The sequence below is a fragment of the Microvirga sp. 3-52 genome (assembly GCF_018383585.1).
Classification (GTDB): domain Bacteria; phylum Pseudomonadota; class Alphaproteobacteria; order Rhizobiales; family Beijerinckiaceae; genus Microvirga.
Map to the genome: position 1 here is coordinate 1 of NZ_JAHAMK010000001.1, position 22,040 is coordinate 22,040.

Here is a 22,040-nt window from a genome sequence, read left to right on the forward strand (position 1 = left end):
TAGTTGTAGCCGATCTGGCCACCACCGACGAAGCCGCCTTCGTCATCACCGCCGGTGAAGCCGAAAACCGGATCGACGATGCGGTCATCCGAAACCCAGCCGTAGCCGGCGTTCACACCGACGTAGAAGCCCGTCCAGGTGAAGACCGGAACAGCAGCAACGATCGGAGCCGGAGGAGCGGAGCGGATCGGGAGGTCCGCAGCGGAAGCAGCTCCGGCAAAGCCGAAGAGAGCGACGCTGGCGAGAAGAATTTTCTTCATGGTTTCTCTTTCCTAATCGATGTCATGCGAACTCGACCCGGTTTCCCGTTGGGTCAAGCCAAGCACTGTCCGTTTATAGAGCGACAACCGGCCGAGGGCTGTGACCTGACAACCACAGCGCGGAAGACCACCGTGGCAGGATTGTGGCGGCAATGTGCGAGTTTTCCCCTTAAGCATTGCTGGACTCCTAAACGCACAGCTTGGCCGTTGGTTCGACGTCAGAGCGAAAAAATGTCATTTTCTTGTCCGACACGCTGAATTGCTGTGATGTGCTTACATTTCAAGGGGTTGATCATGAACAAAGGTGCCCTCGTGACCGGCGGCGCGCAGCGCATCGGGCGGCGAATCGTCGAGCGGCTCGCGACCGAGGGTTATGCGGTGGCGATTCACTGTCGCCGCTCGACCGACGAGGCGGAGACTATCGCAACCCGCATCAGGGAACAGGGCGGCCAAGCCTCCGTCGTCCAGGCCGATCTCGCGGACGGGAGGGCCGTCGAGCGTTTGGTGCCGGAGGCCGTCCGGGCGCTCGGCCCCCTGACCCTCCTCGTCAACAACGCGTCCGAGTTCGAGCCCGATGAGATCGAGACGCTCGCGCAGGATCGATGGGATCGGCATTTCGCCGTCAACCTGCGCGCCCCGGCCTTCCTCGCCCGCGACTTCGCGCATCAGCTGCCCGCCGACAGGCTGGGAAGCATCGTGAACATCGTCGATCAGCGCGTGTGGAAACTGACGCCGCAGTTCTTCTCCTACACGCTCACAAAAGCGGCCCTGTTCTCCGCCACGCAGACGATGGCGCAGGCGCTGGCCCCGCGAATCCGCGTCAACGCCATAGGGCCGGGGCCGACATTGTCGAACGTCCGGCAGGGCGATGAGGATTTCGCTAAGCAGAGCAGCGCGGTGCTGCTCGGCCATGGCGGCACGCCCGACGAGATCGCCGACGCGGTGCTCTACCTTGCACAGGCGCGCAGCGTCACCGGCCAGATGATCGCCGTCGATGGCGGTCAGCATCTCGCCTGGGAGACGCCGGATGTGGCCGGCATCAAGGAGTGAGCGCGATTGCCGAGATCAGCCGGCCGTAATCCGGCTCCTTGCGATGAGTGGTGCGGCGGTAGCTGAAGAACCGCTTCTCATCGGAATAGGTGCAGAGGTCGAGATTGGTGAACTCGCCGACACCCGCGGCCTCGAGCCGCGCGCCGATGAAGCCTGGAAGGTCGAACATGGCATAGTCCGCCTTCTCGGCTTGCCGGAAGAAGCGCTCGTGCCTGGGCGCCTCGTCAGTGAAGCGCTTGATGAAGTCGGGGCCGACCTCATAGGCCTTCTGGCTGATCGTCGGGCCGAGCACCGCGACGATCCTTTCCCGACGGGCGCCGAGCCGCTCCATGGCCGTCAGGGTGGATTCGAGCACGCCGGTCACGGCGCCGCGCCAGCCTGCATGGGCGGCTCCAATCACGCGCGCATCTAAATCCGTAAACAGCACCGGCCCGCAATCCGCCGTGGTGATGGCAAGGGCGAGGCCGGGCGTCGCCGTGGCCATGGCGTCCGCCTTGGGCCGCTCGCCCCGCCAGGGGCCTTCCACGATCACCGCATCGGGTGAATGGACCTGATAGACGCTGATCAGGGCATCGGGCTTGACACCCAGCGCCTCCGCCATGCGGCGGCGGTTCTCCTGCACCTTCGCGGGTTCGTCCGACGACCCGATGCCGCCGTTGAGGGAGGCGTAGATCCCGTCCGACACGCCGCCCTGGCGGGTGAAGAACGCATGGCGGATGCCGGAATGGGAGGAGAGGGCGGGCGCTTGAATGAACATGGCTCGATCTCAGGGAGAGAGGGAGAGGGCGGGCAATCCGGGGACGGCTGCAATCGCCTCATGTGTAACGGCCAAAACCTTAAACAGATCGCCCATGCCCGTCGGGCCGCGCTCCGTCAGTCGCGCCAGCGCCCGGTCGATATCGGCGGCCTGTGCAGGTGTGGCGCGCGCCTTTAGGGCGGAAGCACGGGCCTCGAGGCCGAGCGCCAGGAGAAAATCGCCCTGAGTGGCGATGCCGTGAGCCCTGGCGCCTTGCGCTGCTGCGGCCTGGGCGAGGCGATGGAAGTCGACGTGGGTCGTGAGATCCGCTTCCCCCGGCTCCTCCAGGGGATCGACCGGTTTGTGCGCTTTGAGCGCCTGCAGCGTGTCTCCGAAGGCGGGGCCCCGATAGCCGTAATCGAGGATCAGGGCCGCGCCCATATCAACTGCCAATCGCCGGGCGAGTTCGCTGATCACGTCGATGGAGGCCGCCGGCCATTCCAGGATGTCGCCGAGGCGCAGGGGCGTGCCGAGAGCGGGCTCGGGCTCCGGGCGCAGGCCGAAGATCAGGCGCTCGCCCTCGAGACCTACCAGGCGCTCGCACCAGCCGCGCTCCGTTCCAACGAACTGGCGCACCGGCAGGGCGTCGAAAAACTCATTGGCGACGAGAAGGGTCGGGCCCGGAGGCACATCCTCGATCCGGTCGTGCCAGTGGAGGGAGAAGTCCGAGGAGGCGAGGGCGGCCTGCTGCTTCGGCCGCAAGGACCGGCTCGTCTCGACGAGATGCACGGTGGCGGCCGCTTTGAAGTCGGGCAGGAGCCGTGTCGTCCGCAGCAGATCGGCCATGAGAGTGCCGCGGCCCGGCCCCAGCTCGACGAGCCGGCAATCGGAGGGGCGCCCCATCCCGTTCCAGACCTCCAGCAGCCACAGGCCGATCAGCTCGCCGAACATCTGGCTGATCTCGGGAGCCGTGGTGAAGTCGCCGGCCAGACCCAGCGGATCGCGGGTCGCGTAGTAGTGCCGAAGGCACAGGCCCATATAGCGCTCGACCGTGACCGGCCCTTCGAGCGCGATCAACTCGCGCAAGCTGTCCTTCAGAGCGCTCACGCGGCCTCAACCGTTCTCGAGGGCCGCGTATAGCCGCGCACCGCCATGACGATAAAGCCGATGCCGACCAGAGCCATGGGGACCGACAGAAGCATCCCCATGGTGATGCCGCCGCTGAACGCCTGCACCGAGGATCCGAACAGGAAGCCCAGTTGTGCGTCCGGTTCGCGGAAGAATTCGCACACGATGCGGGCCACCGCATAACCCAGCACGAAGATGCCGCCGAGGAGGCCGGGACGGCGGAAGCCGAACCGGCGTGCGGCAAACGCCATGACGATGAACAGGATCAAGCCCTCGCCCAGGGCCTCATAGAGCTGGCTCGGATGCCGGGGCTCAGGACCCGCATGGGGAAAGACCACCGCATAGGGAAAATCGGCGGCAGGGCGGCCCCAGAGCTCGCCATTGATGAAATTGGCGATGCGCCCGAAGAACAACCCGATGGGCGTGACCACCGCGGCCATGTCGAGCATGGCCAGCGGGTTGAGCCCGCGCGAGCGGGCAAAGAGCACGATGGCGAGCACGGCTCCGAGGAAGCCGCCATGGAACGACATGCCGCCGCGCCAGATGGCGAAAATCTCCAGCGGATGGGCGAGATACGAGGCCAGGTTGTAGAACAGCACGTAGCCGGCCCGCCCGCCGAGCACGACACCGAGGGCCACCCACACGATGAGATCGTCCACGTCCAGGGGCTTGGGCTGTCTCAAGCCGCTCCAGAGATCGGCCCTTGCCGCGAGGCGCTTGGCATAGAACCAGCCGCCCAGGAGGCCGGCCACATAGGCGAGGGCATACCAGCGGATCGCGAAGGGCCCGATGGCGATGGCCACGGGATCGATGATGGGAAAGGAGAGCGGCATGAGCGGGCCTTGTTCGAATGGGTTGCCATTGGACCCGCCGGAACCCGATCGTCAACCCTGTTGCAGTTTGCGGCGAATGCGCCCATGTGTGACGTTCCAGGGCCTCGAAAGCCCGTCGAACGCTGCGGATTTGAACCCATGACTCAATCGTCCAACCGGATCTTCGATGAACTCGCCCGCTTCGCCACCGATGCCGCGGGAGCCGCACAGGGCGTCCGGAAAGAGGTCGAGAGCGTGGTCCGCAGTCAATTCGAGCGCCTGATCAAGGATATGGACGTCGCCACCCGCGAGGAGGTCGAGGTCCTGCGCGAGATGGTCGTGGCAGCCCGTGAGGAGAACGACCGGCTCGAAGCCCGGGTGAAGGACCTCGAAGCGAAGCTGGCCTCCACCGCCGGCGTGAACCCGGCGACGCCTTGATCCGGGCGGGAATCCGACCTGCGCCCGGCGCGGGCCTCCTGTTGTGGACAGGTGAATCCGGCGCATTGTGACAAAGGCCGAAATCTAAGACTGTCGATTCATAAGCTGATTCGAGGTGGCGACAGCGGGATCTCGGAATATCGAAGGTATTCTGAGTACTTCTTTCGAATGTCGCCCGGATCAACGCAATGGTGTTGCCGGATATGTTTACCATATTCAGGCAATTGAGCGTCCAGGATCGACATGTCGCAGATTCATCTTGAAATCGATCGCTCGGAACATCCTCTCGATGTGGTTGAGCGCCTCGCTTCCCTGCGGCACTGGATCTTCGACCGGGCCGAAGCGGATGAGATGTCCATCTCAGTGGCAGGTCGCTGGGCGGATTACGATGTCGCCTTCACCTGGATCGAGGACGTGGAGGCCATGCATATGGCCTGCGCCTTCGACCTCAAGGTTCCCGAGCGGCGGCGGCAGGAAGTGCTCCAGCTCATCTCCTCCGTCAACGAGCAGCTCTGGGTCGGGCATTTCGACTTGTGGAGCACGGAAAACGTGGTGATGTTCCGCCATGCGCTGCTGCTGGCGGGCGGAGCCGATCCGACCGATGGGCAATGCGAAACCATGCTGCGGGTCGCGGTCGAAGCGTGCGAACGGTACTTCCAGGCTTTCCAGTTCGTGATCTGGGCCGGCAAGTCGGCCCGCGAGGCTCTCGACTCCGTCCTGTTCGAAACCGAGGGCGAGGCCTAGAGCATCGGACCCAAAGGTGGTTTTGCACTTTTGGGTCCGATGCTCGGTTTTTAACTGGTGCATCGTGCGGAAAACCGGAACCACTTTTCCGCACGATGCGCGGGACCTGCCTCGACAGGGCAGGGTGGTGGTGAATAGAGTGCGGCCTCCCGCATCCCTTCCGTCAGGGTAAATTCATGTCGTCGAACACCCCGCATCTGCCGTCATCTCTCATCCTCGTCGGTGCCGGCAAGATGGGCGGTTCCATGCTGGAGGGCTGGCTCAAGGTCGGCATGAAGCCTGAGGACGTGACCGTTCTCGATCCCAAGCCATCCGAGGAGATGACGATGTTCTGCCGGACGAAGGGCATCTCCTTGAATCCTGCCGATCCTGCCGCCGCGGACGTGCTGATACTGGCCATCAAGCCGCAGATGCTCGACGAGGCTGCCCCCGCGCTGAATGGCATTCTCGGGCCGCAGACCCTCATCATTTCGATCCTCGCCGGCAAGACCATCGGTGATCTTCGCTCCAGGCTTCCCGCTTCCAGCGCCATCGTGCGGGCCATGCCCAACCTTCCCGCCAGCATCGGGCGAGGGGCGACCGGGGCGGCCGTCAACGAGAAGGTGAGCGAGACCCAGCGCCTGACGGCCGATGCGCTTTTGAGCAGCAACGGCATCGTCGAATGGCTGCCCTCGGAGGATCTGATCGATGCGGTCACGGCCCTGTCGGGCTCGGGCCCGGCCTATGTGTTCCACCTCGTGGAATGCCTCGCTGACGCCGGCACGGCTGCCGGCCTTCCGCCGGATCTGGCGCAGCGCCTCGCGCGGGCCACGGTCACCGGCGCCGGGGAACTCCTGTTCCAGAGCGAGCTGCCGCCCGCCACGCTCCGGCAGAACGTCACCTCGCCCGGCGGCACCACGGCAGCCGCGCTCGAAGTCCTCATGCGCGAACCCAACGGTCTGAAGGCGCTCATGCGCGAGGCCGTGGCGGCCGCCAAGCGGCGCGCGGAGGAACTTGCAGGCTGATGTTGGGAATGTGGCTCTCGGTTCCTAGATTAAACTGCAATGGACAGTACTCAGGAGATCGATCGTGACCGCTGATGTTCCCACGGATAAGCGCAAGGCCATCGTCGAGGCACTCATGGATCTCGCTTCGCGGCGGTCCTGGAGCGAGATCGAGATCGGCGATATCGCGAAGGCCGCCAATGTGTCGCTTGCCGAGTTCCGCGATCTCTTTCCCTCGAAGGGCGCCGTGCTCGGCGCGCTCTCGCGCCAGATCGACCGGCAGGTGCTGGAGGGAACGACCGACGACCTTGCCGGGGAGCCCGCGCGCGAACGCATCTTCGACGTGCTGATGCGCCGCTTCGATGCCTTGCAGCCCCATAAGCAAGCTCTGCGGCGCATCTCGCAGGATCTGCAGTACGATCCCGTCTCGCTTGCCGCTCTCAATCAGGTGTCGCTCAATTCCCAGCGCTTCATGCTCGCCGCTGCCGGCATCAACACGGAAGGGCCGCTCGGGAAGCTGAAGCTCCAGGGAGCGGTTCTGGTCTATGCCAACACCATGCGCACCTGGCTCGACGACGACGATCCGACGCTCGCCAAGACCATGGCGCGGCTCGACCGGGAACTGCGCCGCGCCGAGCGCATCCTGGAGGGCGCCGAGGACCTGCGTCGCCTGAGCGCGCCTCTGCGCGCGGTCGGACGGGCCCTGATGCAGGGCCGCAGATCGACACGCTCCGAGACGCGCCGCTCCAGCGAAGGCAACGGCGACACGCAGAACCCGGCAGCGGCGATCTAAGAGAGATCAAGAGGCACAATGGATCAGGTGAGCTCGATAACAGCGCCGATCACGTTCGACGATTTCCTGAAGGTCGACATTCGCGTCGGCCGGGTCGTTGCCGTGGAGCCGTTTCCGCAGGCGCGCAAGCCGGCGTTCAAGCTCACTGTCGATTTCGGCCCCGAGATCGGCATCAAGCGATCCTCGGCGCAGATCACGGTCAATCATTCGCCGGAGGATCTCGTCGGATCGCTGGTGATGGCGGTGGTGAACTTTCCGCCGCGCCAGATCGGACCGTTCATGTCGGAGGTCCTGACGCTCGGCGTGCCGGATGCCAATGGCGATGTCATGCTGATCCGTCCGGATCGCGACGTGCCGGTGGGCGGGCGGCTGTATTAGTGCGGCGCAGATGTTGTCACGGGGCTGCGGAGCAGAGCCGGGATGACGTCATGAGTGAAGGTGCCTACGCCGGCAGCCGCACCGTTGCGCGCAGGCCCCCGAGCGGGCTTTCGCCCAGCATGATGTCGCCGCCGTGGGAGCGCGCGACGTCGCGGGCGATGGCAAGGCCGAGGCCCGATCCGCCCTCGTCCTGATTGCGTGCTTCGTCCAGGCGCACGAACGGCTTGAAGACTTCCTCGCGCATGTCCGCCGGGATGCCCGGCCCGTCGTCGTCCACATGCAGAACGAGCCAGCGCGTTTCGTGATTGGCGGTGATCTCGATGCGGTCGCCATGTCGCGCCGCGTTGGACACGAGATTGAACAGGAGGCGTCGGAAGGCGTCGGGGCGGACCGTGATGATCGGGTCGCCGATGATGTCGAGTTCCGTCACATGGCCCTGGCGCTCGGCATCGGACTGCACTTCCTCGAGAAGCTGCCGCAGATCGGTGGCGACCGCCTGTTCGCCCGCGTCGCCGCCGTCACCGCGCGCGAAGGCGAGATAACCTTCGAGCATGCGGCTCATCTCGTCCACGTCGCGCTTGAGGTCCTCCACCTCCGGTGTCTGGCCCAGGAAGACGAGCGAGAGCTTGAAGCGGGTGAGGATGGTGCGCAGGTCGTGGCTGACGCCGTTCAGCATGGTCGTGCGCTGCTCGATGTTGCGCTCGATGCGCCGCTTCATTTCCATGAAGGCGTGGCCGGCCTGACGCACCTCGCGGGCGCCACGGGGACGAAACTCGATCTCGCGGCCCTTGCCCAATGCTTCTGCGGCTTCGGCAAGCCGCAGGATCGGCCTGATCTGGTTGCGCAGGAACAGGATCGCGATGCCAAGCAGCACGAAGGATGAGCCTCCCATCCAAACGAGGAAGATGTGCGAATTGGAGGCGTAGGCCTGGCTGCGCCGCGCAAGGATGCGCATGACGTTGTTCTGATCGAGCTTGATGCGCACTTCCACATAGCTCGAACGTCCGACCGTATCGATCCAGTATGAGCGGTCGATCTGTCGCCGCAGCTCGTCCGTCAGGGTCTCGTCGAGAATGTCGAAGAAGGGCTTTGGGCCGGGCGGAGGCAGATCGGTGTTGCGCAGGATGTCCACGTCGAGCTGCAGGCGTTCCGAAGCGATGCGCGCGAGCGTGCTCGCATCCTTGTCCTGTGGATAGCTCTCATAGATGTCGATGAGCGCCGCGATATCCGCCGTGACCGCCGAGGACAGACGCCGCGTGACAAGCTGATAGTGCCGCTCCATGAACACGTAGGCGACGACGGATTGCAGCAGGATCACGGGCGCGATGATGATGATGAGCGCGCGGGCGTAAAGCCCTTTCGGCAGGAAGCGGCCGAACCAGCGCGCAGCATGGTCGAGGGGCGAATAGCGGAGGGTCGCTCCAATCTTCATCGATCGATCACGAGGCGGTAGCCGATGCCGCGCACGGTCTGGAGAAGCATAGGGTTGGCGGGGTCGATCTCGATCTTGCGGCGCAGCCGGTTGATCTGAACGTCGACCGTGCGCTCGTTGGCGGCAATGCCGTTGCCGGCGAGCGCCTCACGCGGAACATTGTCGCCGGCATGGCTGCCGAGGATCGTCAGGATCTCGCGTTCCCGCTCCGTGATGCGCACCACCTCATCCCCACGCCGCAGCTCCCCGCGGTCGAAGCGATACGAGAAGGGGCCGAAATGGATGACGTCCGGCACGTCGGCGCCCGGCGCGCCCGGCACGGGCAGGGCACGCTTGAGGATGTTGCCGAGGCGCAGCAGCAGCTCGCGCGGCTCGAAGGGCTTGGGCAGGTAGTCGTCCGCGCCGATTTCCAGGCCCATGACCCGGTCGGACGCATCGGCCCGGGCCGTGAGCATCAGGATCGGCACCTGCGAGTGCTCACGCAGGCTGCGGGCATATTCGAACCCGGTCTCCCCGGGCATCATCACGTCGAGCACGAGGGCATCGAAGACGAAATTTCCTGCCTTTGCCCGCGCTTCAGCTGCACTGGCCGCAGCCGTCACCCGATAACCGTTCTCGGTGAGAAAGCGGGCCAGCAGGTCGCGCAGGCGGCGGTCGTCGTCGACCACGAGGACGTGCGGGGCATGGTCGGGAATGTCGATGCGTGCATCCATCGGGGTTCAAGCTGCTTTGTCGGGCCCTGCTTATCAGGTTTTCTTGAGACCGAATACGAGCTGCTTCACATGGGCGCTGTCGTCCGGATCGATGAGGCGCAGCAGGTAGCGGCTGACCGTATCCTTCGCCTCCGGATCCATCTCGGACAGGGCCCGCATGATGCGGCGGGTCTGCAGCTTGGCGAGCTTCAAGGCCAGATCGTGGCCCTTGGCGGTGGCGAAAAGCAGCCGCTGGCGCCGGTCGGAGGTGCCCATCCGGCTCTCGATGAAATCCTTCTCGATGAGTTCCTTCAGGACCCGGTTGAGGCTCTGCTTCGTGATCCTCAGGATATCCAGAAGTTCAGCAATCGTCAGGCCCGGCTGGCGGCTGACGAAATGCAGGACCCGGTGATGGGCCCGCCCGAAGCCGTATTCGTCCAGAATCCTGTCGGGATCGCTGACGAAGTCGCGATAGGCGAAGAAGAACAATTCGATGAGGTCGTAGGCCGGCTGCTCGGCCAAGATGTCCTTGCCTGCATCCTTGCCGGGTTGCTGAGGTTTCAAAGCCGGAATTGCGTCTGGCACCATCCTGTTCCCAATTTTTATGTCAGCCTTGTTGACATATCTCAGGACGATTGTTACTCGTCAAGCCGCTTAGGCGAAATGAATGAAATTGAAATCGGCTGCAAGCAAACCGGAAATTACACGGCCCCGGTTGCCACATAGGTCGGCAAGCAAGGAGAAAACGATGTCCGCGCCCCCCTTCGATCAACGTGATGGATGGATCTGGTATGACGGGCAGATCGTACCCTGGGCAGATGCCAAGCTCCACGTCCTCTCGCACGGGCTGCATTACGGATCCTCCGTGTTCGAAGGCGAGCGCGCCTATGGCGGCGAGATCTTCAAGTCGACCGAGCACTCGGAGCGCCTCAAGAAATCGGCCCAGATCCTCGATTTCGAAATCCCCTACACGGTGGCCGAGATCGACGCGGCCAAGCGCCTCGTGCTGGAGAAGAACGGCATGATCGATGCCTATCTGCGCCCGGTCGCTTGGCGCGGATCGGAAATGATGGGCGTCGCCGCGCAGGACAACAAGATCCACCTCGCCATCGCGGCTTGGGAATGGCCGAGCTATTTCGACCCGGCCCAGAAGATGAAGGGCATCCGCATCGACATGGCGGAATACCGCCGTCCGGATCCGGCCACGGCCCCGTCCACGGCCAAGGCGGCGGGCCTCTACATGATCTGCACCATCTCCAAGCATAAGGCTGAGCGGAAGGGCTATGCCGACGCGCTCATGCTCGACTGGCAGGGCCGCGTGGCCGAATGCACCGGCGCCAACGTGTTCTTCATCCGCGACGGCGTCGTGCACACGCCGATCGCCGATTGCTTCCTCGACGGCATCACCCGCCGCACGGTGATCGACCTTGCCAAGCGCCGCGGCTTCGAGGTGGCGGAGCGCCGGATCATGCCGGAGGAGCTGTCATCCTTCAACGAGTGCTTCATCACCGGGACGGCGGCGGAAGTGACCCCCGTGTCGGAGATCGGCCCCTACACCTTCCAGCCCGGCAACATGACCAAGGTTCTGATGGAAGACTACTCGGCCGAGGTGCAGCCCAAGAGCAAGGCGGCCTAAGGCTTCTCGCTTTCTCTACGCGTCCGCGTCATGCCCGGTCCCGTGCCGGGCATGATCGTTTTAGGCCCTTGGAGAAGGCGTGGATGACCGTGACGGGCACGGCCATGACGATGAAGGAGATCTAAAAGTCCTCCACGTCCGGAATGCGGTTGAAGGCGATCTTCGCGCCCGCATAGCCTCCGGGGATCGTGACCCAGGGACCCCAATGCAGGAGCGCCTTCCGGTGGCTGGTGTTGAACCGGTCGGCAATGACGGACAGGGACTCCATCCGGCGCTTGAACTGCGCCTCCGGCGTATGATCGAACAGATCCTCCTCGATCTCGGCCAACGGCACCAGATCGTGCAGGGCGACATGCACGCTGCGACTGCCATGCATCTCTTCCCGCTCAGCATGGAAGAAGAGGCGGCTTAAGGATGCCAGCAGGGACGGATCGTCCCAGGTCGGCTGGAAATGCTCTCCCCCGTGCCACCCTGCGCTGTGCCTGTCGGTGAGCCAGAGGGCGAGCGCCCGGGCCGAGAATCCGGCTCGGCGCATCCGGGCCGAGGCCTTCGCCAGGAGGACACGGGCGGCCGCGTAGGCGCCGCCGATGGAGCGCCAGTCGGCGGGTAGGACACGCCCATGGCCGAACATCCGCCGCCGGGTTTCGGGGCGCTCCACCGTATAGCCGTGCAGCCCCATCCAGAGCCGCTCCCCCTCGACGCTGCCCCAGAGCCGGCGCAGTTCCTTCGGCTGGAGCCGCCAGAGCGCGGCCATGTCAGTAACGCCTGCCCGAGCAAGGCGCGCCGCATTGCCCCGGGCGATGCCCGGAACCTCCGTCAGGTCCAGGGCAAGCAGGCGGCCGGGCAGGTCGTCCGGATGAAGGGCCACGAGGCCGTCGGGCTTCTCCATTTCGGCGGCGATCTTGGCCAGGAGATCGTTGGGACCGAGGCCGACCGAGCAGGTGAGGGTGGGGCCGATGTCGCGGGCGATGACCTCCTTGACGCGCTGTCCCATGCTGAGCGCCTGCGGCCACTCGGCGGGCAGGAGGGCGCAGAGCATCTCGTCGATGGAGCAGACTGCCTTGACCGGAACCACCGTCTCGATCGCTTCGACGATGGCGTGGTGCAGTCCCACATAGACTTCGTGCCGCGCCGTCACGAGAACGAGACCAGGACATTGCTTGCGGGCCTCGCGTACGAAGGTGCCGCGCCTGAGCCCCAGAGCCTTCGCCTCCCGGCTGACGGCGATGAGCCCCGTATGCTCGGAATCGACCGGAATCACCCCGACGGGTTTGCCACGCAGGTGCGGTTGGAGATGCTGTTCGGCACTGGCGAAGAAGGAATCGAAGTCGACATAGAGCCGTTCGAGGCTCGTCGGTTTGCGCATCGCCGTCCACCCGCATCGTGTCGATGGAACAGATCAAGAACACAGGCTTGGCGGCGAGTCGAGGGCGTGATCTGTGGATAACGGGGAATAATCGGCGGGAGTAATCCGCCTTTCCTTGAGGAACCAATGCTCTGCGGGAGTGTTCCTGTTCCAGAACGAAACAGGAACAATAGGAGTCCTACATGTCATCGCATGGTAAAGCGACGAGCCGTTCTGCCGTTAACCATAAAGCTTCCGCAGAGGCAGGTAATCCGAAGGCCAATCCTGACCTCTCCGACAACCAGATCAAGGATCCGGACGAGTGGGTCTCCGGCGACGAGCCGATGACCGGTGCCCAGGCTTCCTATCTGAAGACCCTGTCCGAGCAGGCCCATGATCCGAAGGCCTTCGATCCCAACCTCGGCAAGGCCGAGGCCTCGAAGCGGATCGATCAGTTGAAGCACAAGCAGAAGCATTGAAAGCTTAACATTTCGATGAGATGGCCGGGCATGCCCCGGCCATCCCGCCTTGTGAGGCTGCCGCTTTCGGACCGGGATCACCGGCACAGGCCGATGATGACGGGAAGGGCAGGGTGCGCCTAAAGGCTTGGCCAAAATCGGATTGCGTGACCCTTCCGCAACCCTCAGGGCATCACCACATTGTCCCCATGGGAGCATCGTGCTCCAAAGGGATGAAACGAAGACGATGATGAAATTTGCTTCTCGCCGCAGTCGGGTGATGGTTGCCCTGGCGGCCGCCTTGGTCCTCGCCGGTAGCGCGGCAGAGGCTCGCGTCGGGCGCGGAAGCGGCAGCTTCGGATCGCGCGGCGCCCGCACCTATACGGCTCCGCCGGCGACCCGGACGGCTCCTGAAGCGGCTGCCCCGATCCAGCGTTCGCAGATTCCGAACCAGGGTCCGAATGTCGCCCGTCCCGGCACCCCGGCCCCGAACGTGGCGCAGCCGCGCCGCTTCGGCTTCGGCACGGGCCTGATGGCCGGTCTCTTCGGCGCAGGCCTGCTCGGCATGCTGTTCGGCCAGGGCTTCTTCGGCGGCCTCGGCGGTCTCGCCTCGATCTTCGGGCTCCTGCTCCAGATCGGCCTCGTGGTCCTGGTGGTCTCCTTCGCCATGAAATGGTTCCGCAACAGGCGCCAGCAGCCCGCTTATGCAGGCGCTGGCCAGGGCTATGCCCGCTCCATGGGCGGCAGCGTGCCCCCGACGGGCGGACGGCCCATGAGCGGCGGCCTCGGCGGCGGCTTAGGGTCCGGCCTGGGCGGTGGTCTCGGGGGAGCCTTGGGTGGCGCCCTCGGCGGCAGGCCGCAGCAGGCGCAGGCCCGTCCGGGCGTGCGTGACGAGATCGGCATCGGCGAGAAGGATTACGCGGCTTTCGAGCGTGGTCTCGTCGAGATGCAGGATGCCTATTCGCGGGAGGACGTCGCCAAGCTCTGGACGCTGGCGACTCCCGAAATGGCCGGCTACATCCAGGAAGAGCTCAACGACAACGCGGCCCGCGGCGTCGTGAACAAGCTCTCCAACGTGCGCCTCAACCAGGGCGACCTGTCGGAGGCTTGGCGTGAGGGCACCACGGATTACGCCACCGTCGCCATGCGCTTCGCCATCACCGATGTCATGACCGACAGGGCCACAGGCCGCGTGGTGGAAGGCGACCCGCAGAAGATCGACGAGGCGACGGAGCTCTGGACGTTCCGCCGCGATCAGGGCGGTCCCTGGAAGATCTCCGCGATCCAGCATGCTTAAAAGCGCCCGATGCCAATAGGAAAGCGGCCGGTGAGAACCGGCCGCTTTTTCATGTCCGGGGCAACAGAGATTATTCGGCGGCCTGGCGGCGGCCCGCATGAGAGCCCTCGCGGACCTCTTCGATGATCTTGCTTACGAAGGCATCGAGATCGCCGGGGTTGCGGCTGGTGATGAGGCCCTGGTCGGTCACCACCGTCTCGTCGCGCCATTCGCCGCCGGCATTGATCACATCCGTCTTGATCGAATGATAGGACGTGCATTTCCTGCCCTTGATCACGCCTGCTTCGATGAGAAGCCAGGGCGCGTGACAGATGGCGGCGACGGTCTTGCCGGAGGAATAGAAGGCGCGAATGATCTCGATGGCCTTCGCCTCGGTGCGCAGCTTGTCGGGATTGATCTGGCCGCCGGGCAGAACGAGCGCATCGTAATCCGCCGGATCCACATCGTCGATGTCCTTGTCGACCGATACGGTCTTGCCCCAATCCGTCTTGTCCCAGCCGTAGATCTTGCCGGACTTCATGCGCGATTTCGGAGCAGCGACTTCCACCGTCGCGCCGGCATCCGCGAGCTTTTCTTGCGGCACCATCAGCTCGGACTGTTCGAAGCCGTCGGTGGCCATGATGAGGATCTTGGCCTGTTTGATGTCAGGCATTGGCGTTCTCCATTGTTTGCGGGGAATCTGCTTGAGAACGGATCTTGCGGGCGGGGGTTCCGCACATGCCCCTGTCGGAACCCTGGCGGCGCGGTCCTGTTGACCCAATCACGGATTTCGAGAAACGAGGAAGAAACGATGGTCAATCCAGGAATGCCGACCAACGATCCTGTGCCCGGCGGCAACATCCCGAGCGAGGTGCCGCCAGGCTCCGTACCCGATGAGGAGCCGGATATCGGCCCGACGGGACCTCGCACGCCGTATCCCGTCAACGATCCCGGGATCACCGATCCGAAGGGGCCGGGTTCCGAGCCCGATTACCTGCCGGGCAATCCGACCGATCCCGGTACGCGCTATTGAGCCGAAAGCCGGCTATGTATCATGAGCCGACGGCGCTTTGCGGGCCGGCTCATACTTCGATGATGGCGTAGGGTTTGCCGGTCGGCTTCTCGATATGCTTGGCGACATTGTAGACCGGCTGCCCACCGGGCGTACGGCCCTCGAAGCGGCCGCGATGCGCGTGGCCGTGAACGATGGCGTTCACCTTGAAGCGGTCGATGGTTTCGGCGAGGCGCGACGAGCCCAAGAAGGGATAGATCTCCAGGGGTTCGCTTTCGATCGTCTCGACGATCGGCGCATAATGAAGAATGACCACGGAGCGCTTGGCGCGAACGTGGCGCATGGCATTTTCGAGCCGCAGCGTCTCGTTCATCGTCTCATTGACGAACTGCTTCATCGCCGGCTCGCCGAAATAGCCCAGCATGCGCCGCCCGAAGCCGCCGGCGAATCCCTTGACGCCCACGAAGCCGACACCGTCGATTTCGACCGATTGCCCGTCGAGCAGCTTCAGGCCGGCATCGCGCAGGATATGGGCGACCTCTTCATGCGCGCCGCACTCGTAATCGTGATTGCCGAGCACGCCCACGACCGGGATTGAGCAGGCTTTCAGATCCTGGGCGAGAAGCTCCGCCTCCTTCGGCTTGCCGAGATCCGTGAGGTCGCCGGCCAGGACGAGAACGTCCGCTTCCCGGGAGATCTCTCCGAAGAGCTCACGGTAGGATTCCGCATTGTCTTCACGAACGTGAAGGTCGCCGATGGCGGCAACCCTCATCGTTTGCCGTGGTTCGTCACTCATTCCGCCATTCACCTTCGCCGCCCACATCGGCGAAGCCCCATTGCTTCACATCGATCTCGTAATCGATGCGGGAGAACATCCGCCCGCGGCAGACCTTCATCTGCGGTGGCGGAAGATCGAGCTGCTTGGCGAGCCTGTCGAGAAGCTCGTCCATCACCCAGCGCGGGACCTTGTCGCGCTCGGATGGGTAGATCCAGCGGAAGTTGAGCAGGTGCATGAGAAGCACCTCCCAATGAACTTCCATGTAGGCGAGCAGCGCGTGCCAGTCGATCTGGTCGTGCGCCTTGAGGATCGTGTGCGCCACGTCCGCGCCGTCATAGCGGTGGCGCAGCTGGATGAAGCATTTCGACCAGACGAGCTCGGTCGGACCGACGATGCGCACGGGAGAGCCGAAGACCTCGATCTGGCGCGCGCGCTCGAACCATGGGTCGCCGATCGGCATGGTGCCGTTGGACGAGGCGAAGATCACGTCGAAGAAGTACTGGCCCTTAAAAACCTTGCCGAGCCAACGGTCGTCCTCGATCTCGACGGAATAGCCGATGCTCTTGAAATGCGACAGGACGCGCGTGTAGTCCCCGGCCTTGCAGAAGATGTCGAGATCCTTGGTCGGGCGCGTGATGCCCGTATAGGCTGACAATGCGTAGGTGCCGGCGAGCAGGAAGGGCAGTCCGAGATGATTCAGCTCCCGAAGCGCCTCCGCATAGAACGCTTCGGATTCCGGATATTTGAGGGTCGGTTCCGCCTTGGCGTCCATCATCGGAACGCCCGGATGAGCACCGGAAACGAGATCTGGATCGTGAACTGCCATGGCCTTGTCCAAGCGCGGCCGAGAATGCCCCGCGTTCGACAACAGAATGGCCGTAGTGAAGTTCCGTACCGGCCAAGCTTATTGCCGGAAACTGCTGTCAGTCGGCAAAGGGGGCAGGGATCGATGATCGAACACCCCGCAGCAGAACCAGGAATCCGAAGCGGCTCTTTAGTCTGCTGCCGGAGAAAGAATTCGATGAGGCTTGGTTGGGCCTAGTGATCTCCGTGTGAGACGCGGGCATCCCGCGGGCTGTTGAGGATCTCGAGCAGGCTCTGGGCGATGTGGCGGGCTTCGTCGTCTTTCAGGCGCAGCAGGAAGGGCGGCATCATGCCGGCCTGAAGAGCCACCACGGCCATGCCGTGCTCGTCCATGCCGACATCGATCGTCTGGGAGGTCACGTCGACCATTTCTTCGGGCATGTCGTCACCTTCCTCGCCGCTTTCGCCGATGGCGGAGAGCAACTGGCTGACGGCCCTGACCAGCGAGCGGGCGGCATGGGGGTCCATGACCACGGCGGTCGATTGCTCGCCCTTCTGAAATGCCAGCTGGATGTTGTCGCCTTCGAGCGTGACGGAAATTCCTGCCATGAGCGTCCTCGTCTTTCCCGTCCCCCCATATGGGGAGCGCCTTCGTCAAGGGAAAGGCAAAGGCCTTGGTACGACAGATGCGCCTCGTCCCCAAGGGGAGAAGCGCATCCTGGTAAACCGACGACGTGCAGACCGTGATCGGTCAGATCCCGCTGCCCGAGGATCCGCCGGTTCGCCTCCGGGTCGCCCCGACCGTGCCGGTGCCCGTGGTCTCCGGCACGCCGGTGCTGCCGGCTCCCGCAGCGCCTGGACCGGACATCATGGTGCCTGCGATGCCTGCATCCGCCTGTTGCTGGATACGAAGATTGTTCTGCACATGGGTGACGCCTGAGACGGATTCGGCCAGATCCTCAGCGTGCCTCTTCTCGAAGCGGCTGTTCACGGTGCCGGTGAGCGTGACCTCGCGCCCTTCCACCCGCACCTCGATCTCGGAGGCATCGATATGGGGATCTTCCGTGAGGCGGTCGTTCACGTCCTCCATGATGCGGGCATCGGAGCGCTGATAGCCTTTCGGCCCGCGTCCGCGATGCTGGCCGGCCTCGCGCATGTCCCTGTCGCGACGCCGTTCCGCGTCATCGTCGCCGAACCAGGACCGGACCTCGTCGCCCGCCCGCTCGAAGAAGCCGCGATCCTCGTTGTAGTCGCGCGAGCCGCGTCCGAAGCTCTCCGATCCGGAGCGATCCCGGCCGTAGCGGTCCTGCCCGAACTGATCCGGGTCGCGGCGGCGGTCGGTGCCGAAGAAGGGCCGCTCGTAGCCGCCCCGGTCGTCGCCGACCACGTCGTGCCAGTCGAGGGCCGATCCGCCGGTGCCGTAGCCGGCCGAATCCCCGAAATCCCGTTCCGGGACATCGCGGTTCCGGCGCCGGCCGTAATCCTCGTCCGAGCGGGATCCGCTGTCGTAGCCGGCGCTGCGATTGCCGAAGCCGCGGCGAGCGATGTAGCCGTCGTCCTCGCGGTCGCGCCAGTCCATATCCTGGTTGCCGTAGCGGCGTTCGTTGGCCATGAGAGCGCTCCTCGTTGTTGAGAGTTCGGGCCACTCGAGGGTGGCATTTGCGCAACCAACGTGAAGACGCGGAGGTCTGTTCCTGCCCGGGCGGCCGGGCCGCGGCCATGGTTTTTAACGCTCCGCTTGAACGCCTGTCCCGCCTTCGCATTGACCGGGACAGGATTTTCAGACGAACCGAGGTTGAGCGATGGCGGATCTGTCCGGGTTGAGCGACGAGGCGCTGGCGGTCTTCGCCTTTGCCGCCTATCATGAGTTGTCGAGCGGACAGCGGGTCCGCAGCGTGGTCCAGAAGGACGGTGCCGGCCACAGGGCGAGCGCCGCCGCCGTGGACGAACTCGACGGGCGGGGCCTGATCAAGGCCGATGGCCGCGAGATCGTCTTCACGCCGGCCGGCGAGGAAGCGCTCCAAGGCATCGTGTCGGCGATCCGGGACCTCCGAAAACCCTGACTTTCAAAGAAATTCCCTCGTCGGCACGGAACCGACCTTTGCCTTGTAATTGCCCCATCTGTGCCTTAGGTAAATTCCATCGACATTTGGCCGGACGACTGGGCTTCCCGCTTTGGCACTGCCGAGCGCACGTTCCTTCTCTACCATCTATCGACTAGCGGATGACTGGCCCTTGGCCCACATCCACGTGCAAACGACAGTGAAAGGAATTCCCATGGAAACGGGAACCGTGAAGTGGTACAATGAAACCAAGGGTTATGGTTTCATCCAGCCCGATAACGGCGGCAAGGACGTGTTCGTTCACGCCACGGCGCTCGAGCGTGCCGGCATGCGCGGCCTGCGCGAAGGTCAGAAGATCTCCTACGAGCTTCAGACCGATCAGCGCACCGGTCGCGCTTCTGCAGTGAACCTGCAGAACGCATAAGGTTTGATGCCGGAGGACGTGCCTGCACGTCCTCTTGCATATGGCCGTTCCGATTCAGGGGCGGCTTTTTTGTTATGAGGAAGGCTTTGCATGGCAAAGGAAGAACTGATCACCTTTGAAGGACTTGTGACCGAAATTCTGCCCGATGCGCGCTATCGCGTGCAACTCGATAACGGGCACGAGGTCATCGCTTACACAGCCGGCAAGATGAAGAAGAACCGCATCAAGACGCTCGCCGGCGACCGCGTGACCGTCGAGATGTCGCCCTACGATCTGGAGAAGGGCCGGCTCATCTTCCGTCATAAGGATTCGGGTGCCTCTTCCGGTCCGCGTCCGCCGCAGCGCGGCAACCAGCAGTTCCGGCGCCGCTAAAACGATAGGCGCACCTTTCGGGCGCGCCTATCGGTTGCAGATCCTTGGTTGCCTCGAGGCCTGTCACGCGACCGCGTGCATCACCGAGAGAGTGACGCGGTCCGGGCCGAGATCCTCCTCCATGTCGGTGAAGTGCATCAGCTCGGCCAGCCGGTTACGGGCGCGGTTGACGCGGCTCTTGATCGTGCCGACCGCGCAGCCGCAGATCTCCGCCGCCTGTTCGTAGGAGAAACCCGAGGCGCCCACCAGCAGCAGCGCCTCGCGCTGGTCGTGGGGCAGACGGGCAAGCGCCTTCTGCAGATCCTCGAAATCGAGATGGGGCAGCTGGTCCGGCTGCACCGAGAGCGCCGCCGCATATTTGCCGTCCGCATCCTCCACCTCGCGGCGGCGCTTGCGGTATTCGGAATGAAACAGATTGCGCAGGATGGTGAAGAGCCAGGCCTGCATGTTCGTGCCGGGCTGGAAGCGGTCGATATTGGCGATCGCCCGCATCAGGGTCTCCTGCACGAGGTCGTCGGCGCGATCCACATTGTTCGTCAGCGAAATGGCAAAGGCGCGCAGATTCGGCGTCGCCTTGAGCATGGAGTCGCGCAAATCGATGTCGATACTCATGATTGCTGCTTCTCTCCCTTCACTCCGTCGAGCCGGTTGATGATCTCGATGAACCGGTCCGGCACGGGCTGCTCGCCCAGCGCCAGGGCATCGTAGAACTGGCGCAGTCGCTGGCCGATCTGGGCCTGGACCGAGCGGCTGAGGGCAGGGGATGCGGATGTGCTGAGGCCAGGAATCGGCTCTGGATCGTCGTGGGGAATGTAGGATGGCTTTTTCTTTTGCATTGGATTGTCCTGGTCCATCGAAGGTAGCGACCTCCCGCAGGGGTCGCACTGACGGCGGCACCCAATCGCCGTGGAGCTAACGTCAAGCCAGGGTGATCGTTCCGCCGCGGGCGCTGCCCTTTCGGCACTCATCCACAGGGAAAGGGCGCGGGAACTTTTTCCCTTACGGCCAAGTTTCCCTCGATGAATGCCGCCCCCATCGAGGCGGCGCAATGGAGGGAGATTTCTCTATGGCACTCAGCACCATCCTGCTCATTCTCGTCATTCTGCTGCTCATCGGCGCCGTGCCCGCCTGGCCCCACAGCCGCGGCTGGGGCTACGGCCCGAGCGGCCTCCTGGGCGTGGTCCTGCTCATCCTCATCATCCTGCTGCTGATGGGACGGCTCTAAGGCCTTCGGCCCAGAAAACGCCAAGGGCGGCCGTCGGGCCGCCCTTCCTTTTTCGGGAAGAGATCAGTTGCTGCGAATGGGGGGCGATATGGGATGGCGTGGATCCGACGACGTCGCCAGGCAACGAAAAGGCCGCGCTCCCGAGCGTTCGGGAGGGCGGGAAACAGGAGCGGGTCGGGGAGGGAGGAGGAGTGGAGCGCCACGGCTTGCGGCTATGGCGCTCCGGGAGGCAAAGGTTAGAAGTACAGCCCGAACATGTCGTGGCCGGTATCGACGAGCGTGTCGCCATCCGAGATCGAAGCCACCTGGGCCGAGGTGGCGTTGCCGCCGATGGCCGTGTTGACCGCGAACTGATCGATGTCGTTGAAGGATTCCTGCACGTTGGAGCCGCCGCCAAACCAGCTGCTGCCGGCATCGAGCAGGGCATCGGGATCGGCGATGCTGGCCACCTGGGCCGAGGTCGCGTTGCCGCCTAGGGCCGTGTTGTAGACGTCCTGGAAGATGTCGTTGTCGGAGAACTGGTAATTTTCCATGGTCGTGCCTCTTCAAGTTGGCGTTACTCTCAAGACCGCCTGAGATGCTCTCTCTGTTGGCGATGAATGGACTTTGAACCACTTCGGCCGCCGCCGCTGTGAAGTGCGTCACACATCCAGAATTCTTGCGAAATTCTTGCGAAATTCTTCGGTGTCTCCGATTTGCCCATGACGGGAGGGGCCTGTCGCCGGCCCGTGCGGGCCCGAAGCCGCGAAGCACGGATGCCCGTGATGCCGTCGATCGAAGCGCCCTGGAGCTGTGCTCCGGAAGGGCCTACAATGGCCTGCCGCCGGCAAGGTCGCCCAGGCGCCGGCGGCCGAGGGAGCCGTGAGGTCCCGCCGGAAACCAGGGGAACGCCATGCCCCTCGACATCTCTTTCCAGCCGGTCAGCGTCCTGATCGACGGCCACGACAGCGAGGGCCGGCTTATCTTCGCCGACACCCAGCTGACGGCCGTGATCGTCCGCCTCGACGGCGAGGCTCATGCCCCCGACCAGATGGGACAATGGCACCTGGAGGCCGGGTTCGGCCGATGCGACGTGAGCAATGCGCCCTTGTTCGCGACGCCCGAGGAGGCCGGCGCCTGGGTGACACAGGTCCTGACCGGCACGGCCCCGTGATGCATGGAAGCTGATCCATGGAAGCTGATGCATGGAAGAAGCGGCCCG

At 64.2% G+C, this 22,040-nt stretch carries 30 protein-coding genes and 1 pseudogene; 15 read left to right on the top strand and 16 right to left on the bottom strand.

Annotated elements, in window-relative coordinates; all coding sequences use genetic code 11:
* Positions 1-260, bottom strand: a pseudogene (locus KHP60_RS00005) (porin family protein); the annotation flags it as partial.
* 294 nt (positions 261-554) lie between these two features.
* Between KHP60_RS00005 and KHP60_RS00010 the strand changes: the two are divergent.
* Positions 555-1,310, top strand: coding sequence for an SDR family oxidoreductase (locus tag KHP60_RS00010; RefSeq protein ID WP_213561496.1), 756 nt, complete (start codon positions 555-557; stop codon positions 1,308-1,310).
* Here the strand turns inward: KHP60_RS00010 and pgeF are convergent.
* From pgeF to lgt, 3 genes are read right to left on the bottom strand one after another with little or no spacing between them, the layout of a single operon-like run.
* Positions 1,300-2,067 carry a peptidoglycan editing factor PgeF gene (pgeF, locus tag KHP60_RS00015; protein WP_213561497.1) on the bottom strand — a complete coding sequence of 256 codons (768 nt, stop codon included), beginning with the start codon at positions 2,065-2,067 and terminating at the stop codon, positions 1,300-1,302. The genes KHP60_RS00010 and pgeF overlap by 11 nt on opposite strands.
* A gap of 9 nt (positions 2,068-2,076) precedes the next feature.
* Complete coding sequence (locus KHP60_RS00020) at positions 2,077-3,153, bottom strand: SAM-dependent methyltransferase (protein WP_311924476.1); 1,077 nt, start codon at positions 3,151-3,153, stop codon at positions 2,077-2,079.
* Positions 3,150-4,007 carry a prolipoprotein diacylglyceryl transferase gene (lgt, locus tag KHP60_RS00025; protein WP_213561498.1) on the bottom strand — a complete coding sequence of 286 codons (858 nt, stop codon included), beginning with the start codon at positions 4,005-4,007 and terminating at the stop codon, positions 3,150-3,152. Before lgt ends, KHP60_RS00020 begins: the two co-directional genes overlap by 4 nt.
* 138 nt (positions 4,008-4,145) lie before the next feature.
* On the opposite strand from lgt, the gene KHP60_RS00030 reads away from it, so the two are divergent.
* From KHP60_RS00030 to KHP60_RS00050, 5 genes are all read left to right on the top strand, one after another.
* On the top strand, positions 4,146-4,424 hold the full coding sequence (locus tag KHP60_RS00030) for an accessory factor UbiK family protein (RefSeq protein ID WP_213561499.1): 279 nt from the start codon (positions 4,146-4,148) through the stop codon (positions 4,422-4,424).
* Positions 4,425-4,667: 243 nt separating this feature from the next.
* Positions 4,668-5,168: a YbjN domain-containing protein gene (locus tag KHP60_RS00035; protein WP_009494597.1), complete on the top strand. Its 501-nt coding sequence runs from the start codon at positions 4,668-4,670 to the stop codon at positions 5,166-5,168.
* A 176-nt stretch (positions 5,169-5,344) separates the two neighbouring features.
* Complete coding sequence (gene proC, locus KHP60_RS00040) at positions 5,345-6,172, top strand: pyrroline-5-carboxylate reductase (protein ID WP_213561500.1); 828 nt, start codon at positions 5,345-5,347, stop codon at positions 6,170-6,172.
* A 115-nt stretch (positions 6,173-6,287) separates the two neighbouring features.
* Positions 6,288-6,944, top strand: coding sequence for a TetR/AcrR family transcriptional regulator (locus tag KHP60_RS00045; protein ID WP_249688399.1), 657 nt, complete (start codon positions 6,288-6,290; stop codon positions 6,942-6,944).
* Positions 6,945-6,962: 18 nt separating this feature from the next.
* On the top strand, positions 6,963-7,322 hold the full coding sequence (locus tag KHP60_RS00050; RefSeq protein ID WP_213561502.1) for a tRNA-binding protein: 360 nt from the start codon (positions 6,963-6,965) through the stop codon (positions 7,320-7,322).
* 64 nt (positions 7,323-7,386) lie between these two features.
* Here KHP60_RS00050 and KHP60_RS00055 read toward each other — a convergent pair whose 3' ends face one another.
* The 3 genes from KHP60_RS00055 to KHP60_RS00065 are packed head-to-tail and all read right to left on the bottom strand — an operon-like array spanning position 7,387 to position 10,034.
* Positions 7,387-8,754, bottom strand: a complete 1,368-nt coding sequence (locus KHP60_RS00055; RefSeq protein WP_213561503.1) for an ATP-binding protein — start codon at positions 8,752-8,754, stop codon at positions 7,387-7,389.
* A complete protein-coding gene (locus KHP60_RS00060) occupies positions 8,751-9,467 on the bottom strand; it encodes a response regulator (protein ID WP_213561504.1) in 717 nt (238 codons plus the stop codon). Before KHP60_RS00060 ends, KHP60_RS00055 begins: the two co-directional genes overlap by 4 nt.
* Positions 9,468-9,500: 33 nt before the next feature.
* The gene (locus KHP60_RS00065; protein WP_213561505.1) at positions 9,501-10,034 is read right to left on the bottom strand and encodes a MarR family winged helix-turn-helix transcriptional regulator; all 534 of its coding nucleotides are present in this window, start codon (positions 10,032-10,034) and stop codon (positions 9,501-9,503) included.
* 160 nt (positions 10,035-10,194) lie between these two features.
* Here KHP60_RS00065 and KHP60_RS00070 point away from each other — a divergent pair, with 160 nt between their 5' ends.
* Complete coding sequence (locus KHP60_RS00070) at positions 10,195-11,082, top strand: branched-chain amino acid aminotransferase (RefSeq protein WP_213561506.1); 888 nt, start codon at positions 10,195-10,197, stop codon at positions 11,080-11,082.
* Positions 11,083-11,203: 121 nt separating this feature from the next.
* On the opposite strand, the gene KHP60_RS00075 is transcribed toward KHP60_RS00070, so the two are convergent.
* Positions 11,204-12,448 (bottom strand): type VI secretion protein ImpB, encoded by a 1,245-nt coding sequence (locus KHP60_RS00075; RefSeq protein ID WP_213561507.1) that lies wholly within the window; start codon positions 12,446-12,448, stop codon positions 11,204-11,206.
* A gap of 182 nt (positions 12,449-12,630) precedes the next feature.
* On the opposite strand from KHP60_RS00075, the gene KHP60_RS00080 reads away from it, so the two are divergent.
* Together KHP60_RS00080 and KHP60_RS00085 are read left to right on the top strand one after the other, a co-directional pair.
* On the top strand, positions 12,631-12,906 hold the full coding sequence (locus KHP60_RS00080) for a DUF3072 domain-containing protein (protein WP_213561508.1): 276 nt from the start codon (positions 12,631-12,633) through the stop codon (positions 12,904-12,906).
* 226 nt (positions 12,907-13,132) lie between these two features.
* Positions 13,133-14,182, top strand: a complete 1,050-nt coding sequence (locus KHP60_RS00085; protein WP_213561509.1) for a Tim44 domain-containing protein — start codon at positions 13,133-13,135, stop codon at positions 14,180-14,182.
* Between the two features lie 70 nt (positions 14,183-14,252).
* Here the strand turns inward: KHP60_RS00085 and KHP60_RS00090 are convergent, their stop codons facing one another.
* Complete coding sequence (locus KHP60_RS00090; protein WP_213561510.1) at positions 14,253-14,834, bottom strand: type 1 glutamine amidotransferase domain-containing protein; 582 nt, start codon at positions 14,832-14,834, stop codon at positions 14,253-14,255.
* Positions 14,835-14,972: 138 nt separating this feature from the next.
* Here KHP60_RS00090 and KHP60_RS00095 point away from each other — a divergent pair, with 138 nt between their 5' ends.
* Positions 14,973-15,194: a hypothetical protein gene (locus KHP60_RS00095; RefSeq protein WP_213561511.1), complete on the top strand. Its 222-nt coding sequence runs from the start codon at positions 14,973-14,975 to the stop codon at positions 15,192-15,194.
* Positions 15,195-15,243: 49 nt separating this feature from the next.
* Here the strand turns inward: KHP60_RS00095 and KHP60_RS00100 are convergent, their stop codons facing one another.
* The 4 genes from KHP60_RS00100 to KHP60_RS00115 form a co-directional block, all read right to left on the bottom strand.
* Positions 15,244-15,969 carry a metallophosphoesterase gene (locus KHP60_RS00100; RefSeq protein WP_213561512.1) on the bottom strand — a complete coding sequence of 242 codons (726 nt, stop codon included), beginning with the start codon at positions 15,967-15,969 and terminating at the stop codon, positions 15,244-15,246.
* Entirely contained in the window at positions 15,962-16,777 is an 816-nt protein-coding gene (locus tag KHP60_RS00105; protein WP_249688370.1) for a nucleotidyltransferase family protein, read from the bottom strand. The genes KHP60_RS00100 and KHP60_RS00105 overlap by 8 nt, the downstream gene beginning before the upstream one ends.
* Before the next feature lie 212 nt (positions 16,778-16,989).
* Positions 16,990-17,364: a hypothetical protein gene (locus KHP60_RS00110; RefSeq protein ID WP_213561513.1), complete on the bottom strand. Its 375-nt coding sequence runs from the start codon at positions 17,362-17,364 to the stop codon at positions 16,990-16,992.
* Positions 17,365-17,506: 142 nt separating this feature from the next.
* Complete coding sequence (locus tag KHP60_RS00115) at positions 17,507-18,367, bottom strand: BON domain-containing protein (RefSeq protein ID WP_249688371.1); 861 nt, start codon at positions 18,365-18,367, stop codon at positions 17,507-17,509.
* Between the two features lie 190 nt (positions 18,368-18,557).
* Between KHP60_RS00115 and KHP60_RS00120 the strand changes: the two genes are divergently transcribed.
* From KHP60_RS00120 to infA, 3 genes are all read left to right on the top strand, one after another.
* Positions 18,558-18,818 (top strand): hypothetical protein, encoded by a 261-nt coding sequence (locus tag KHP60_RS00120; protein ID WP_213561514.1) that lies wholly within the window; start codon positions 18,558-18,560, stop codon positions 18,816-18,818.
* Positions 18,819-19,032: 214 nt separating this feature from the next.
* Positions 19,033-19,242 (top strand): cold-shock protein, encoded by a 210-nt coding sequence (locus KHP60_RS00125; protein WP_091138623.1) that lies wholly within the window; start codon positions 19,033-19,035, stop codon positions 19,240-19,242.
* Positions 19,243-19,332: 90 nt separating this feature from the next.
* Positions 19,333-19,614, top strand: a complete 282-nt coding sequence (infA, locus tag KHP60_RS00130) for a translation initiation factor IF-1 (protein WP_009494617.1) — start codon at positions 19,333-19,335, stop codon at positions 19,612-19,614.
* A 63-nt stretch (positions 19,615-19,677) separates the two neighbouring features.
* Here the strand turns inward: infA and KHP60_RS00135 are convergent, their stop codons facing one another.
* Both KHP60_RS00135 and KHP60_RS00140 read right to left on the bottom strand, forming a co-directional pair.
* Complete coding sequence (locus tag KHP60_RS00135; RefSeq protein ID WP_173946169.1) at positions 19,678-20,226, bottom strand: sigma-70 family RNA polymerase sigma factor; 549 nt, start codon at positions 20,224-20,226, stop codon at positions 19,678-19,680.
* Complete coding sequence (locus KHP60_RS00140; RefSeq protein WP_213561515.1) at positions 20,223-20,450, bottom strand: NepR family anti-sigma factor; 228 nt, start codon at positions 20,448-20,450, stop codon at positions 20,223-20,225. The genes KHP60_RS00135 and KHP60_RS00140 overlap by 4 nt, the downstream gene beginning before the upstream one ends.
* Positions 20,451-20,680: 230 nt before the next feature.
* On the opposite strand from KHP60_RS00140, the gene KHP60_RS00145 reads away from it, so the two are divergent.
* Complete coding sequence (locus KHP60_RS00145) at positions 20,681-20,839, top strand: DUF3309 family protein (protein WP_152710527.1); 159 nt, start codon at positions 20,681-20,683, stop codon at positions 20,837-20,839.
* Between the two features lie 236 nt (positions 20,840-21,075).
* Here KHP60_RS00145 and KHP60_RS00150 read toward each other — a convergent pair whose 3' ends face one another.
* Entirely contained in the window at positions 21,076-21,372 is a 297-nt protein-coding gene (locus KHP60_RS00150; RefSeq protein ID WP_213561516.1) for a hypothetical protein, read from the bottom strand.
* A gap of 359 nt (positions 21,373-21,731) precedes the next feature.
* Here KHP60_RS00150 and KHP60_RS00155 point away from each other — a divergent pair, with 359 nt between their 5' ends.
* Entirely contained in the window at positions 21,732-21,992 is a 261-nt protein-coding gene (locus tag KHP60_RS00155; protein WP_213561517.1) for a hypothetical protein, read from the top strand.
* Positions 21,993-22,040 lie beyond the last annotated feature (48 nt).

Coding starts and splice junctions, on each gene's coding strand:
- infA (WP_009494617.1), top strand. CDS start 19,333: ATGGCAAAGGAAGAACTGATCACCTTTGAAGGACTTGTGACCGAAATT.
- KHP60_RS00030 (WP_213561499.1), top strand. CDS start 4,146: ATGACTCAATCGTCCAACCGGATCTTCGATGAACTCGCCCGCTTCGCC.
- KHP60_RS00050 (WP_213561502.1), top strand. CDS start 6,963: ATGGATCAGGTGAGCTCGATAACAGCGCCGATCACGTTCGACGATTTC.
- KHP60_RS00080 (WP_213561508.1), top strand. CDS start 12,631: ATGTCATCGCATGGTAAAGCGACGAGCCGTTCTGCCGTTAACCATAAA.
- KHP60_RS00055 (WP_213561503.1), bottom strand. CDS start 8,754: ATGAAGATTGGAGCGACCCTCCGCTATTCGCCCCTCGACCATGCTGCG.
- KHP60_RS00135 (WP_173946169.1), bottom strand. CDS start 20,226: ATGAGTATCGACATCGATTTGCGCGACTCCATGCTCAAGGCGACGCCG.
- KHP60_RS00115 (WP_249688371.1), bottom strand. CDS start 18,367: ATGGCCAACGAACGCCGCTACGGCAACCAGGATATGGACTGGCGCGAC.
- KHP60_RS00090 (WP_213561510.1), bottom strand. CDS start 14,834: ATGCCTGACATCAAACAGGCCAAGATCCTCATCATGGCCACCGACGGC.
- KHP60_RS00140 (WP_213561515.1), bottom strand. CDS start 20,450: ATGCAAAAGAAAAAGCCATCCTACATTCCCCACGACGATCCAGAGCCG.
- KHP60_RS00045 (WP_249688399.1), top strand. CDS start 6,288: ATGGATCTCGCTTCGCGGCGGTCCTGGAGCGAGATCGAGATCGGCGAT.
- KHP60_RS00010 (WP_213561496.1), top strand. CDS start 555: ATGAACAAAGGTGCCCTCGTGACCGGCGGCGCGCAGCGCATCGGGCGG.
- KHP60_RS00145 (WP_152710527.1), top strand. CDS start 20,681: ATGGCACTCAGCACCATCCTGCTCATTCTCGTCATTCTGCTGCTCATC.
- proC (WP_213561500.1), top strand. CDS start 5,345: ATGTCGTCGAACACCCCGCATCTGCCGTCATCTCTCATCCTCGTCGGT.
- KHP60_RS00075 (WP_213561507.1), bottom strand. CDS start 12,448: ATGCGCAAACCGACGAGCCTCGAACGGCTCTATGTCGACTTCGATTCC.
- KHP60_RS00100 (WP_213561512.1), bottom strand. CDS start 15,969: ATGAGTGACGAACCACGGCAAACGATGAGGGTTGCCGCCATCGGCGAC.
- KHP60_RS00070 (WP_213561506.1), top strand. CDS start 10,195: ATGTCCGCGCCCCCCTTCGATCAACGTGATGGATGGATCTGGTATGAC.
- KHP60_RS00035 (WP_009494597.1), top strand. CDS start 4,668: ATGTCGCAGATTCATCTTGAAATCGATCGCTCGGAACATCCTCTCGAT.
- KHP60_RS00095 (WP_213561511.1), top strand. CDS start 14,973: ATGGTCAATCCAGGAATGCCGACCAACGATCCTGTGCCCGGCGGCAAC.
- KHP60_RS00150 (WP_213561516.1), bottom strand. CDS start 21,372: ATGGAAAATTACCAGTTCTCCGACAACGACATCTTCCAGGACGTCTAC.
- lgt (WP_213561498.1), bottom strand. CDS start 4,007: ATGCCGCTCTCCTTTCCCATCATCGATCCCGTGGCCATCGCCATCGGG.
- KHP60_RS00155 (WP_213561517.1), top strand. CDS start 21,732: ATGCCCCTCGACATCTCTTTCCAGCCGGTCAGCGTCCTGATCGACGGC.
- KHP60_RS00065 (WP_213561505.1), bottom strand. CDS start 10,034: ATGGTGCCAGACGCAATTCCGGCTTTGAAACCTCAGCAACCCGGCAAG.
- KHP60_RS00110 (WP_213561513.1), bottom strand. CDS start 17,364: ATGGCAGGAATTTCCGTCACGCTCGAAGGCGACAACATCCAGCTGGCA.
- KHP60_RS00125 (WP_091138623.1), top strand. CDS start 19,033: ATGGAAACGGGAACCGTGAAGTGGTACAATGAAACCAAGGGTTATGGT.
- KHP60_RS00085 (WP_213561509.1), top strand. CDS start 13,133: ATGATGAAATTTGCTTCTCGCCGCAGTCGGGTGATGGTTGCCCTGGCG.
- KHP60_RS00060 (WP_213561504.1), bottom strand. CDS start 9,467: ATGGATGCACGCATCGACATTCCCGACCATGCCCCGCACGTCCTCGTG.
- pgeF (WP_213561497.1), bottom strand. CDS start 2,067: ATGTTCATTCAAGCGCCCGCCCTCTCCTCCCATTCCGGCATCCGCCAT.
- KHP60_RS00120 (WP_213561514.1), top strand. CDS start 18,558: ATGGCGGATCTGTCCGGGTTGAGCGACGAGGCGCTGGCGGTCTTCGCC.
- KHP60_RS00105 (WP_249688370.1), bottom strand. CDS start 16,777: ATGGCAGTTCACGATCCAGATCTCGTTTCCGGTGCTCATCCGGGCGTT.